General features: G+C 75.0%; 12 protein-coding genes. 10 read left to right on the top strand and 2 right to left on the bottom strand.

Annotated features, from left to right (window positions below):
* The first annotated feature begins 80 nt into the window (after positions 1-80).
* Genes ABD335_RS26330 through cobC form a run of 7 tightly spaced genes read left to right on the top strand, consistent with a single transcriptional unit; the run spans position 81 to position 7,234 of the window.
* Positions 81-1,265, top strand: a complete 1,185-nt coding sequence (locus ABD335_RS26330) for a cobalt-precorrin-5B (C(1))-methyltransferase (protein WP_344327968.1) — start codon at positions 81-83, stop codon at positions 1,263-1,265.
* Positions 1,262-2,500 carry a precorrin-6y C5,15-methyltransferase (decarboxylating) subunit CbiE gene (gene cbiE / locus ABD335_RS26325; protein ID WP_425583750.1) on the top strand — a complete coding sequence of 413 codons (1,239 nt, stop codon included), beginning with the start codon at positions 1,262-1,264 and terminating at the stop codon, positions 2,498-2,500. The genes ABD335_RS26330 and cbiE overlap by 4 nt, the downstream gene beginning before the upstream one ends.
* Positions 2,501-2,514: 14 nt before the next feature.
* On the top strand, positions 2,515-4,287 hold the full coding sequence (cobJ, locus tag ABD335_RS26320) for a precorrin-3B C(17)-methyltransferase (protein ID WP_344328056.1): 1,773 nt from the start codon (positions 2,515-2,517) through the stop codon (positions 4,285-4,287).
* Complete coding sequence (locus tag ABD335_RS26315; protein ID WP_344327967.1) at positions 4,284-4,544, top strand: ferredoxin family protein; 261 nt, start codon at positions 4,284-4,286, stop codon at positions 4,542-4,544. The genes cobJ and ABD335_RS26315 overlap by 4 nt, the downstream gene beginning before the upstream one ends.
* On the top strand, positions 4,541-5,215 hold the full coding sequence (locus ABD335_RS26310; RefSeq protein ID WP_344327966.1) for a precorrin-8X methylmutase: 675 nt from the start codon (positions 4,541-4,543) through the stop codon (positions 5,213-5,215). The genes ABD335_RS26315 and ABD335_RS26310 overlap by 4 nt, the downstream gene beginning before the upstream one ends.
* Positions 5,212-6,129 (top strand): sirohydrochlorin chelatase, encoded by a 918-nt coding sequence (locus tag ABD335_RS26305; protein WP_344327964.1) that lies wholly within the window; start codon positions 5,212-5,214, stop codon positions 6,127-6,129. The genes ABD335_RS26310 and ABD335_RS26305 overlap by 4 nt, the downstream gene beginning before the upstream one ends.
* The gene (gene cobC, locus ABD335_RS26300) at positions 6,113-7,234 is read left to right on the top strand and encodes an Rv2231c family histidinol phosphate aminotransferase CobC (protein WP_344327962.1); all 1,122 of its coding nucleotides are present in this window, start codon (positions 6,113-6,115) and stop codon (positions 7,232-7,234) included. Before ABD335_RS26305 ends, cobC begins: the two co-directional genes overlap by 17 nt.
* Positions 7,235-7,393: 159 nt before the next feature.
* On the opposite strand, the gene ABD335_RS26295 is transcribed toward cobC, so the two are convergent.
* The gene (locus ABD335_RS26295; RefSeq protein ID WP_425583749.1) at positions 7,394-8,383 is read right to left on the bottom strand and encodes an SCO1860 family LAETG-anchored protein; all 990 of its coding nucleotides are present in this window, start codon (positions 8,381-8,383) and stop codon (positions 7,394-7,396) included.
* Between the two features lie 220 nt (positions 8,384-8,603).
* Positions 8,604-9,704, bottom strand: coding sequence for an amidohydrolase family protein (locus tag ABD335_RS26290; protein ID WP_344327960.1), 1,101 nt, complete (start codon positions 9,702-9,704; stop codon positions 8,604-8,606).
* 97 nt (positions 9,705-9,801) lie between these two features.
* Between ABD335_RS26290 and ABD335_RS26285 the strand changes: the two genes are divergently transcribed.
* From ABD335_RS26285 to ectB, 3 genes are all read left to right on the top strand, one after another.
* Complete coding sequence (locus tag ABD335_RS26285; RefSeq protein WP_344327959.1) at positions 9,802-10,362, top strand: SigE family RNA polymerase sigma factor; 561 nt, start codon at positions 9,802-9,804, stop codon at positions 10,360-10,362.
* Between the two features lie 560 nt (positions 10,363-10,922).
* Positions 10,923-11,438, top strand: coding sequence for a diaminobutyrate acetyltransferase (ectA, locus tag ABD335_RS26280; protein WP_344327957.1), 516 nt, complete (start codon positions 10,923-10,925; stop codon positions 11,436-11,438).
* 86 nt (positions 11,439-11,524) lie between these two features.
* Positions 11,525-12,793 (top strand): diaminobutyrate--2-oxoglutarate transaminase, encoded by a 1,269-nt coding sequence (gene ectB, locus ABD335_RS26275; RefSeq protein ID WP_344327956.1) that lies wholly within the window; start codon positions 11,525-11,527, stop codon positions 12,791-12,793.
* The last annotated feature ends 14 nt before the right edge of the window (positions 12,794-12,807 follow it).

The raw sequence follows: 12,807 nt of genomic DNA, 5'->3' as shown, positions 1-12,807 counted from the left end.
GCGCACCTCGCGGCGGGCGCTGCGGGCGGCCCGGCGGACGGGCGGGGCCGCGAGCGCGCCGGCCGCGCGGGAGGCGGGCCGTGAGTGAGCGGCCGGACCGGGAGCCGTCGGAGCCGGTATCGGGGCCGGTGCTGCGGGAGCCGGACCTGCCGCGTACCGCCAAGCAGCGGCCGAAGGCGCTGCGCACCGGCTGGACGACGGGCACCTGCGCGTCGGCGGCGGCCCGCGCCGCCGCGCTGCACCTGGTCACGGGCGAGCCCCAGGCGTGGGTGGAGGTCGCGCTGCCGTCGGGGCGGCGGGTGACGTTCGCGGTGGAGCGCTCGACGGAGCTGCGGCCGGGCCGCACCGAGGCGGTCGTGGTCAAGGACGCGGGCGACGACCCGGACGTCACCCACGGCTCGCACCTGACCGCCACGGTGAGCTGGCGGGACGAGCCGGGCATCGAGCTGCACGGCGGGATCGGCGTCGGCGTCGTCACCAGGCCGGGGCTCGGTCTGGAGGTGGGCGGCCCGGCGATCAACCCGGTGCCCCGCGCCATGATCAGCCAGGCGGTGGGCGAGGTCGTCGACGTCGCGACGCGCGGTGTGGACGTCACCATCAGCGTGCCGGACGGCGAGAAGCGCGCCCGGAAGACCACCAACGCCCGGCTCGGCATCCTGGGCGGCATCTCCATCCTGGGGACGACCGGGATCGTGCGGCCGTTCTCGACGGCCTCGTGGCGGGCGAGCGTGGAGCAGGCGGTGTCGGTGGCCGCCGCGCAGGACGCCCCGGCCGTGGTGCTGTGCACCGGTGGCCGCACCGAGAAGGGCGCCATGGAGCTGCTGCCGGAGCTTCCGGAGGTCTGCTTCATCGAGGTCGGGGACTTCACGGGCGCCGCGCTGCGCCGGGCCGTGGAGCACGGCGTGGGCCGGGTGGTGTTCGTCGGCATGGTGGGCAAGTTGACCAAGCTGGCCTCCGGGGTGCTGATGACGCACTACACGCGGTCGAAGGTGGACACCGCCGTCCTCGCCGACATCACCCGCGCGGTGGGCGGGCCGGAGCCGGTGGCGGCCGAGGTCGCGGCGGCGAACACCGCCCGCCACGCGTACGAGTTGTGGGACGCGGCGGGTCTGCTGCAGACGGCCGGTGTGGAGTTGTGCCGTCGGGTCGTGGACGTGATGGAGCGTTTCGTGGACCGCCGGATCGCGGCGGAGGCGGCCATGGTGGACTTCACCGGCCGCACGGTGGTCGCGATGTGCTCCGGCGACGGGGGGCTGCTGCCGTGATCACCGTCGTGGGGGCGGGCACCGGCCTCGCCGCGGGCGGCGGACCGGACTGGCGGGGCGTGTCCCTGGCCGTGGGCGCCCGCCGCCATCTGGACGCCGCCGGCGTGCCGTCCGGGGTGCGGCGCGTGGTGCTGGGCCCGCTGGCCCCGGCCCTGGAGGCGGTGGAGGAACACCTCGCCGGCGGCGGTCGGGTGGTGGTGCTCGCCTCCGGCGACCCGGGGTTCTTCGGGATCGTCCGGGCGCTCGCCGAGCGCTTCGGCCCGCGCGCCCTGGACGTGCGGCCCACCGTGCCCTCCGTGGCCCTCGCCTTCGCCCGCGTCGGGCTGCCGTGGGACGACGCGGCCGTGGTGAGCGCGCACGGACGCGACCCGCGCACCGCCGTCAACGTCTGCCGCGCGCACCCCAAGACCGCCGTGCTGACCGGCCCCGGCGCGGGCCCCGCCGAGTTGGGCGCCGCCCTGGCCCCCACCGGGCTGCCGCGCACCCTGGTGGTGGCGAGCTCCCTGGGCGCGGCCGGTGAGCGCGTCGAGCGCCTCTCCCCCGCCGAGGCCGCCGACCGCGTCTGGCCCGACGAGGTGAGCGTGGTGCTCTGCCTGGACGAGACCCGCCTGCTGGCCCCCGCCGCCCGCGCGCTGGCCGGGCCCCCGCGTCCGCCCGCCGGGTGGGCGCTGCCGGAGGACGCCTTCGTCCACCGCGACTCGATGGTCACCAAGTACGAGGTGCGGGCCCTGGCCCTGGCCCGGCTCGGGCCGCGCCCGGGCGATCTGGTCTGGGACGTGGGCGCGGGCTCCGGCTCGGTGGCGGTGGAGTGCGCGCGGCTGGGCGCGGCGGCGATCGCCGTGGAGCGCGCCGCCGACGGCGTCGAGCGCTGCCGGGCCAACGCCGCCGCCCACGGCGTGGACGTCCAGACCGTGCACGGTGCCGCGCCCGCCGCGCTGGCGGAACTGCCCGACCCCGACGCCGTGTTCGTCGGCGGCGGGGGGCGGGAGCTGGAGGCGATCGTCGCGCTGTGCGCCCGCCGCGCCCGGCGCGCCGTCGTGGTCACGCTCGCCGCCCTGGACCGGGTGCCCGCCGTGCGGGCCGCGCTCGGCGCCGCCGGGCTGGCCTGTGACGGCGTGCTGTTGCAGTCCTCCCGCCTCTCCCCCCTGCCCGGCGACGTGACACGGCTCGCCGCCGGCAATCCCGTCTTCGTCCTGTGGGGCACCCGCCCCGCCACCGAAGGAGCACCCTCGTGAACGCCCCGAACGGCCTGATCGGTCTCGTCTCCGCCACCGCCGCCGGGCGGCGCGCCCGCGACCGGCTGGCCGCCGCCTGGCCCGAGACGACCCGCGTCTACGACACCGGCGGCGAGGAGGGAGGCGAGACCGGCGGCGGCACCGTCCGGGACGCGGTCGCCCGCGCCTTCGCCGAGTGCGACCGGATCGTCTGCTTCCTGGCCACCGGCGCGACCGTGCGGCTGATCGCGCCGCTGCTGGGCGACAAGGCGAGCGATCCGGGCGTGGTCTGCGTGGACGAGGCGCAGCAGTACGCGGTGGCCCTGCTGGGCGGCCACGCGGGCGGGGCGAACGAGCTGGCGCACGCGGTGGCCGAGGCCCTGCCGGGCTGCCGACCCGTCGTCACCACCGCCACGGACGCCGTCGACGTCCCCGGTCTGGACACCCTCGGCCTGCCCGTGGAGGGCGCCGTCGCGGCGGTGTCGCGGGCGATCCTCGACGGCGAGCCCGTCCGTCTGGTGCGGCATGTCGTCCTCCCCCTGCCGGCGTTGCCACCCAACGTAACCGAGGCCACCGACAACGCCACCGAGCGTGACCGGGACTCCGGTGCCGGGTACACCCTGCTGGTCAGCGACCGCGCCCTGACGCCGGACGACCGCACGGCCGTGCTGCGGCCCCCCACCCTGTCCGTCGGGGTCGGAGCCAGCCGGGGCGCGCCCGCCGACGAGATCGTCGGCCTGGTGGAGCGGGCGCTGGCCGACGCCGGGCTGTCGGCGCGCTGCGTCGCCGAGCTGGCCACCGTCGAGGCCAAGGCGGACGAGCCGGGCATCGTCGAGGCGGCCCGGCGGCTGGGCGTGCCGGTGCGGACCCACCCCGCCGAGGAGTTGGCGGCCGTGCCCGTCCCGCACCCGTCCGACGCGCCGCTGGCGGCCGTGGGCACCCCGAGCGTGGCGGAGGCCGCCGCGCTGCTCGCCTGCGGGGAGGGCGCCGAACTGCTCGTCCCCAAGCGGAAGTCGGAGCCCGAGGGGCGTGCGGCGATGGCGACCTGTGCCGTGGCGCGGCGCCGGCCGCGCGGGCGGCTGGCGATCGTCGGGCTCGGTCCGGGCGCCCGCGACCTGCTCACCCCGCGCGCCCGCGACGAGTTGCGCCGCGCCTCGGTGGTCGTCGGCCTCGACCAGTACGTGGACCAGATCCGCGACCTGCTGCGTCCGGGCACCCGGGTGCTGGAGTCGGGGCTGGGCGCGGAGGAGGAGCGCGCCCGCACCGCCGTGGCCGAGGCCCGCGCGGGCCGTGCCGTGGCGCTGATCGGCAGCGGTGACGCCGGGGTGTACGCGATGGCCTCGCCCGCCCTCGCCGAGGCGTCCGCGGACATCGACGTGGTGGGCGTGCCCGGGGTGACGGCCGCGCTCGCCGCCGCCGCGCTGCTGGGCGCGCCGCTGGGCCACGACCACGTCTCGATCAGCCTGTCGGACCTCCACACGCCCTGGGAGGTGATCGAGCGCCGGGTGCGGGCGGCGGCCGAGTCCGACCTGGTGGTGACGTTCTACAACCCGCGCAGCCGGGGCCGCGACTGGCAGCTGCCCAAGGCGCTGGCCCTGCTGGCGGAGCACCGTGCCCCGCACACGCCCGTCGGCGTGGTGCGCAACGCCTCGCGGCCCGGCGAGCGCGTCACCGTCACCACGCTGGGCGAACTCGACCCGGCCGTGGTCGACATGATGACCGTGGTCACCGTCGGCAACACCGCCACCCGCACCGTCGCCGGACGCATGGTCACCCCGCGCGGCTACCGCTGGCAGGAGGGGTCGTGACGCCCCCTCACGCGCCGCCGGCGCCCGTGGCCGTCACCGCGCGCTGCGCGGGCTGCGGCGCCTGTCTGCTGACCTGCCCGGTCCACGCGATACGCCCGCTGGGCGGCGCGCTGCTGGTGCGGGCGGAGCTGTGCACCGGCTGCCTGGAGTGCGTCGAGGTGTGCCCCGTCGACGCGATCGAGGAGACCGCCGGGCCGGCCGACGCGGAGAGCCCCGGCACACCGCCCCAGGAGAGCACCCCCGAGGAGACGCCGTGACGCCCCCGACACCCCGCACCGTCCACCCCATCGAGGAGGAGTCGTACCGCATCCTGCGGTCCCGGCTCGACACCTCGCACCTGCCGCCGCTGACCCGGGCGGTGGTGGAGCGGGTGATCCACTCCAGCGCCGACCTGGCCTACGCCGACGATCTGGTCACCGACGAGGAGGCGCTGCGCGCGGCGCACACCGCCCTGCACACCGGTGCGCCGGTCGTGGTGGACGTCGAGATGGTCGCCGCCGGCATCACCCGCCGGAAGACGGTGTGCCGCCTCGCCGACGCCTCGGGCGGGCCGGGTCTGACCCGTTCGGCGCACGCGATCCGGCTGGCCCTGGAGGAGGTGGGGCCCGGCGCGGTGTGGGTGATCGGCTGCGCGCCCACCGCCCTGTTCGAACTGCTCGCCCTGGACGCGGACCCCGCCCTGGTCATCGGTCTGCCCGTCGGGTTCGTCGGCGCGGCCGAGAGCAAGGCCGCCCTGCGCGCCAGCGGGCTGCCGGCCGTCAGCAACGTCTCGGAGAAGGGCGGCAGCGCGGTGGCCGCCGCCGCCCTCAACGCCCTGCTGTACACCCCCCTGGACACCTCTTCGCACGCCCCTTCGCACACCTCTTCGCACACGGCGCCCGCGAGCACGGCGCGCCCGTCCCTCAGCACCGCCAAGGAGACCCTGTGACCACACCACCGGCCCTGCTTCTCGTCGGCCACGGCACCCGTGACGACGCCGGCGCCGAGGCGTTCCGCTCTTTCGTGCGCGACCTCGCCGCCCTCCGGCCGGAGGTCCCGGTCGCCGGAGGGTTCATCGAGCTGTCCCCGCCGCCGCTGGCGGACGCCGTCGCCGAGCTGACCGGCCGCGGTGTGCGGAACTTCGCCGCCGTCCCGCTGATGCTGGTCTCGGCCGGGCACGCCAAGGGCGACATCCCGGCCGCCCTGGCCCGCGAGGAGCTCCGCCACCCGGGCACCTCGTACGCGTACGGCCGTCCGCTGGGGCCGCACCCGGCGCTGCTGAGCGTGCTGGAGCGCCGTCTGGACGAGGCGCTGGACGGCGCGGGACGCGCCCCCGAGGACCGGGCCGACACGATGGTGCTGCTGGTGGGCCGCGGCTCCACCGACCCGGACGCCAACGCCGAGGTGTACAAGGCGGCCCGGCTGTTGTGGGAGGGACGCGGCTACGCGGGCGTGGAGACGGCGTTCGTCTCGCTGGCCGCGCCCGACGTCCCCTCCGGTCTGGAGCGCTGCCGGAAGCTGGGCGCCCGCCGGGTCGTGGTGCTGCCCTACTTCCTGTTCACCGGCGTCCTGCCGGACCGGGTGCGGATGCAGGCCGAGGGCTGGGCCGAGGCCCACCCGGAGATCGAGGTGCGCTGCGCCGACGTCATCGGCCCCACCGAGGAGCTGGCGCGGCTGGTCTGGGAGCGGTACGAGGAGGCCCTGAAGGGCGATCTGCGGATGAACTGCGACTCCTGCGTCTACCGCGTCGCGCTGCCGGGTTTCGAGGACAAGGTCGGCATGCCCCAGCAGCCGCACCACCACCCGAACGACGACGGGCACCACCACCATCACCACCACGGCGGCCATGCCCACGCGCACTGAGCCGGCGGGCGCCCCGGAGCGGACGGCCCCGGCCCCGACCCCGACCCCGCACGACCTGCGCCACCACGGCGACGCCGAGGTGCGGGACGCGGGGGCGGGTCTGGTGGACCTCGCGGTCAACGTCCGTGCCGGCACGCCCCCCGCCTGGCTGAAGGAGCGGATCGCCGCCTCGCTGGAGACGCTGGCCGCCTACCCGGACGGGCGGGCGGCCCGGCGGGCGGTGGCGGCCCGGCACGGGCTGCCGGAGGAGTGCGTGCTGTTGACGGCGGGCGCGGCGGAGGCGTTCGTCCTGCTCGCCCGCGCCCTGCCCGCGCCGGGGCCGGGCACGGGCCGTCCGGTCGTGGTGCACCCGCAGTTCACCGAGCCGGAGGCCGCGCTGCGGGACGCGGGTCACGCGGTGGAGCGGATCGTGCTCCGCGAGCGGGACGGTTTCCGGCTCGACCCCGCCCTCGTCCCGCCCGAGGCCCCCGTGGTGGTCGTCGGCAATCCGACGAACCCCACGTCCGTGCTGCATCCCGCCGCCGTCCTGGAGGCGCTGGCGCGGCCGGGCCGGACGCTGGTGGTGGACGAGGCGTTCATCGACGCGGTGCCCGGCGAGCGGGAGTCCCTGGCCTCCCGGGTGGTCGACCTGCCGGGCACCACCGTGGTGTTGCGCAGCCTGACCAAGACCTGGGGGCTGGCGGGCCTGCGCGTCGGCTACGTGCTCTCCGATCCGGGGACCGTCGCGCGTCTCGCGCGGCACCAGCCGCTGTGGCCGGTCTCCTCCCCCGCGCTGGCCGCGGCCGAGGCGTGCTGCGCGCCGGCGGCGCTGGCCGAGGCCGAGCGGGCGGCGCTGCGGACCGCCGAGGACCGGGCGTACCTGCTGGGCCGGCTCGCGGAGTTCGCCGAACTGCGCTCGGCGACCCCTGATCCGCGGGCGCCGTTCGTGCTGGTCCGGCACCCGGAGGGGGCGGTGGTGCGGGAGCGGCTGCGCGAGGAGGGCATCGCGGTGCGCCGCGGGGACACCTTCCCCGGCCTGGACCGGCGGTGGCTGCGGCTGGCCGTACGGGATCGGGCGACCACGGACCGGCTGGCGCGGGCGCTGGCCGGTCTCGGGGTGCGCTGAGGCGCGCGCCGGGACCGCGGGCGCCGAGGGTGCGCGCCGGGGGTGTGACGGAAACGGCGCGGCGGCGGGACCGGGTGGGGTCCCGCCGCCGCGCCGCGGCTTCACCGGTTCACCGGTTCACCGGTTCACCGGTTCACCGGCCGCCGGGAGACGCGGGCGTCAGGAGGCGCGACGGCGCCGCAGGAGCACCAGCGCGCCGCCCACGGCCAGGAACGCCAGGGCGCCGCCCGCGATGTACGGGGTGCTCGAGTCGCCGCCGGTCTCGGCGAGGTTGGGCTCCTCGCCGGACTGGTCGGAGCCGGTCTGGGGCTGCGGCTCGTTGGCGTCGCCGCCGCCGCTGCCCGCGGTCTCGCCCGTCCCGCCGTTCTCCTCGCCGCCGGTGGTCCCGCCGTTCTCCTCGCCGCCGGTGGTGCCGCCGTTGTCGCCGCCGCCGGTGGTGGTGCCGCCGTTGTCCTCGTCGTGGCCGCCGGGCGTCTCGCAGGCGGCCTCCACCAGCGTCACCCGGCCCTTGACCGCGGCGACGCCCAGATGGGCCGGGTCCACCGCCACGTCCAACGCCAGCGCGGTGGCCGCCGCCGTGTGGGAGGTGGTGGCGGTCTCGGCCAGGCGCAACTCGACCGTGCCGATCCCGTCGACCTCGACGCTGGTGGTGCCCTCGGCCCGCACCTCGACCTTCTTGCCGAGCACCGTGACCGTGCCGGGGATCTTCGACTCGGCGGTCGGCTCGGCGCCGGCCTCGCACACCGCCCTGGAGGTGACCAGGTCGGCCTTCACCAGGGGACGCAGCAGACCGGGCACGTACACCTTGGCGTTGGTCAGGTTGGAGTACCCCTCGCTCCTCCCCTCGTCAGCGGTCGCCTTGGCGGTGGCGACGTCCGCGCGCAGCATCCTGATCGGCTCGCCGTCGTGCGCGCCGTCGAGCCGGACCGTCAGCGCGGTCTTCTCGGCGCTCTCGGGCGCCCGGACGGCGTTGAGCTCGGCGTGCAGCGGCACAGCGGCGGTCTTGTCGACCAGCGAGACGTCGAGCTTCGCGCGGAGCACGGCCGCGCTCGCCGTGCCCTTGCCGCCGTTCCCGGTGGCGTGCGCGGGTACGGCGGCCACCCCCACCAGGGCAGCGGCGGCGAGCAGGCTGTAGACGGATTTGTTCACAGGTGGAACCCCCACAGATGGCATGGCGTCACCGGCACGGCCAATGGGGGACATCGCTCGTGCCGGTGACCTGAGACCCTGCCATCGTTGACCCACAGAGGGTCAAAATTCATATCTGTAGCGTGAATTCACTCGGACGAGTTACACCCGCCATGGTTTTCGAATCCCGACATCCGGGTATCCATGGCTCTTTCACTCCCGAGTCGCCCTCGGCCTCGCGCTACCGCACGACGCGTCCCCTGAGCACCACTCTGCGGGGCGCGGCCAGCACCCGTACGTCGGCCCGCGGGTCCGCCTCGTAGACCACCAGATCCGCCTCGGCGCCCTCCTCCAGGCCGGGGCGTCCGAGCCAGGCGCGGGCCGCCCAGGTGGTCGCCGACAGGGCGTCCACCGGCGGGATGCCCGCCGCCACCAGTTCGGCCACCTCGTCGGCGACCAGCCCGTGGGCCAGGGAGCCGCCCGCGTCCGTGCCGACGAAGACGGGGATGCCGGCGTCCCAGGCCGCGCGCACGGTGTCGTACCGGCGCTCGTGGAGCCGCCGCATGTGGTCCGCCCAGCGCGGGAACTTCTTCTCGCCCCCCTCGGCGAGCTTCGGGAAGGTCGCGATGTTGATCAGGGTGGGGACGATGGCGACACCGCGCTCGGCGAACAGCGGGATGGTCTCCTCGGTCAGTCCCGTGGCGTGCTCGACGCAGTCGATCCCGGACTCCACCAGATCGCGCAGCGAGTCCTCGGCGAAGCAGTGGGCGGTGACCCGCGCGCCCTCGTCGTGGGCGGCGGCGATGGCGGCCCGGACGGCCTCGCGCGGCCAGCAGGGGGCCAGGTCGCCCTGTTCGCGGTCTATCCAGTCGCCGACCAGCTTCACCCAGCCGTCGCCGCGCCGGGCCTCGCGCCGCACGTACGCGACCAGGTCCTCGGGCTCGATCTCGTGGGCGTAGTTGCGGATGTACCGCTTGGAACGGGCGATGTGGCGGCCCGCGCGGATGATGCGCGGCAGGTCCTCGCGGTCGTCGATCCAGCGGGTGTCGGCCGCGGAGCCGGCGTCCCGGATCAGCAGCGTCCCGGCGTCCCGGTCGGTGAGCGCCTGTTTCTCGCTGGTGGCGGCGTCGACGGCGCCGTGGGCGTCGAGGCCGACGTGGCAGTGGGCGTCCACCAGGCCGGGCAGCACCCAGCCCTCGATCGTGGTCGCCTCCCGGGTGTCCCGGGGACGTTCGTAGGTGATCCGGCCGTCCACGACCCACATCTCGTCCCGGACGTCCGCGTCCGGGTCCGGTCCGGTCAGGACGCGTCCCTTGATGTGCAGATTCCCGCGCTCGCTCATATGGCGCACTGTACGAGCCGACTGCTACGTTCACGCAGCCACAGGGGGTCGTGGTGTCCCGTACGACACAGCATCCATCGAACCCTGAGGAGGCCGCGTGGACGCCCTCGCCGAAGAGTTCCACGCCTTCTTCGACCGCCACTACGCCGATCTGTCCCGCCTCGCCCACCTCCTGCTGGGGGACGCCGAGGGAGCCGACGACCTCGCCGCCGACGCGCTGGTCGCGGTGTGGCGCCGCTGGGACCGTGTGCGCGCCGACGCGTGTCCGGTCGCGTACGCGCGCGGCGTGCTCGCCGCCATGGCCCGCGTCCGCCTGCGGAGCCTGCGGCGCGAGCGGCGCCGCGTCGACCTGTTCTGGTCGCAGCGGCCCGATCGCATCGACGACCCGGACGTGCCGGCGGTGCTGGACGTGCGCCGGGCGCTCGCCCGGCTGCCGCTGCGGAAGCGGGCGTGCGTGGTCCTGCGGCACGCCTTCGACCTGTCGGAGAAGGAGACCGCCCGGACCCTGGGCGTCTCGGTCGGCACCGTGAAGAGCCAGACCTCGCGCGGCCTGGCCGAGTTGGAACGGCTGCTGACGTCCGGCCGGTGCGGTCCCGAGCGCAGGTACGAGACGGTACGGGTGCTGCGCGCCGAACCCGCGGGGCAGAGCGGCTGGTGACCGACCGGGCGGCCACGCCGTCGCTCGTCGCCGAGTCTCCGGCCGAAGGGCCGCGCGGTGCCGCCGGGGCACGGGACGGGGCCGCCGTGTCCGGCGGGGGGCCCGGCGGACCGGCGACGGCGGGCGACGGTTTCCCCGGGAAATCGACGACGCACTGTGAAGACTTCTTCACGATATGCCTGCGCCGGAATTTTCCATGTGAATCCACAGCGAATTCCCGGTATTCCCGTCCGAATACAACCCCATGGTCTCCTGCCCGCTCCCGTCGATGCTAAACACCGGGATTCGACAATCGGCGAACCGCGTATTTCGGACAGCCTCCCGGCTCGTTATGGATCTGTGACCAAGTCAACACGGCCGTCTGTTTGCCCGGAAAATACCACGCAAAACGGTCAAATCTTTCGCCCTTCGTGCGCGTGTGCGCTCACGCGCGATATCACAACCCCCCTTCCACACGTAACCCCTCACCGCGATGTGATTTGTGATCTCCCTGGGTAAATTGAATTTGCATGACCGCCGCGCAAGCAGAGCATGCACGTGTCCACAGCAGAACCATCGAAATGCCGGAAGGACTGAAACTCGACGTACCGCGCGTGGAGGACGGGGCAGCGATCTGGCGCATCGCCCGCGACTCCCGGACGCTCGACCTGAACTCCTCCTACAGCTACCTCCTGTGGTGCCGCGACTTCGCCGCCACCTCCGTGGTGGCGCGCGACGGCGACGGCGAGCCGGTGGGGTTCGTCACCGGCTACGTCCGCCCGCAGCGCCCCCGGACCCTGGTCGTCTGGCAGGTGGCCGTCGACCACGGGCAGCGCGGGCGCGGCCTCGCCGCGGCGATGCTCGACGGACTGACCGCCCGCGTCGCCGAGGAGTTCGGCATCGACGGGATCGAGACCACGATCACCCCTGACAACACCGCCTCCAACCGTCTGTTCACCTCCTACGCGCGCCGCCACGGCGCACCGGTGCGGCGCGAGGTCCTCTTCGACGGCGTGCTGTTCCCCGAGGGCGGACACGAGCCCGAGGTGCTGTACCGGATCGGCCCGATACCCGCGCCCGTCCCCGCCGGCCGCTGACCGTCACGCCGCCGCGGGGCAGGCGCCCGGCGGCACACCCCCTCGACCCCTCACTCCTCTCGCCAAACGTCTCCCAGGAGATCGCTGTGACCATCACCCAGCCGGACCTGAGCATCTTCCAGAGCCTGGAATCGGAGGTGCGCAGCTACTGCCGCGGCTGGCCCACCGTCTTCGACCGGGCGCAGGGCAGCCGCATGTACGACGAGGACGGCCACACCTACCTCGACTTCTTCGCCGGCGCCGGATCGTTGAACTACGGCCACAACAACCCGGTCCTCAAACGCGCCCTGCTGGACTACCTGGAGCGCGACGGCGTCGTTCACGGTCTGGACATGTCCACGACGGCAAAAAGGGCCTTCCTGGAGACGTTCCGGGAGGTCGTCCTGCGGCCGCGCGGGCTGGACCACAAGGTGATGTTCACCGGCCCCACCGGCACCAACGCCGTCGAGGCGGCGCTGAAGCTGGCCCGCAAGGTCAAGGGCCGGGAGGCGATCGTCTCCTTCACCAACGCCTTCCACGGCATGTCGCTGGGCGCCCTGGCGGTCACCGGCAACGCCTTCAAGCGGGCCGGCGCCGGCATCCCGCTGGTCCACGGCACCCCGATGCCCTTCGACAACTACCTCGACGGCAGGGTCCCGGACTTCCTCTGGTTCGAGCGGCTGCTCCAGGACGCCGGCTCCGGCCTGAACCGGCCGGCCGCGGTGATCGTGGAGACCGTGCAGGGCGAGGGCGGCATCAACGTGGCCCGGCCCGAGTGGCTGCGCGCCCTGGCCGACCTGTGCCGGCGCCAGGACATGCTGCTGATCGTCGACGACATCCAGATGGGGTGCGGACGCACCGGCGCCTTCTTCTCCTTCGAGGAGGCCGGCATCACCCCCGACATCATCACCGTCTCCAAGTCCATCAGCGGCTACGGCCTGCCCATGGCGCTGACCCTGTTCCGGCCCGAGTTGGACGTGTGGGAGCCGGGCGAGCACAACGGCACCTTCCGCGGCAACAACCCGGCCTTCGTCACCGCGGCCGCCGCGCTGAACACCTACTGGACCGACGGCCAGATGGAGAAGCAGACCCTGGCCCGCGGCGAGCAGGTCGAGGCCGCCCTGCGCGCCATCGCCGCCGAGCACGGCGACGAGGTCGCCGACGTGCGGGGCCGCGGCCTGGTGTGGGGTCTGGAGTTCCACGACAGGTCCCGCGCCGGCGCCGTCGCCTCCCGCGCCTTCGAACTCGGCCTGCTGATCGAGACCTCCGGCCCGGAGAGCGAGGTGGTCAAGCTGCTCCCCGCGCTGACCATCTCGCCCGAGGAGCTGGACGAGGGCCTGCGGATCCTGGCCCGCGCCGTCCGCGAGACCGCGTAAGCCGGCGCCGAGCG

Source organism: Streptomyces macrosporus (assembly GCF_039533145.1).
GTDB lineage: Bacteria > Actinomycetota > Actinomycetes > Streptomycetales > Streptomycetaceae > Streptomyces > Streptomyces macrosporus.
The sequence above is the reverse complement of the archived record's forward strand: the minus strand, read 5'-3'. Positions and strand labels throughout refer to the sequence as shown.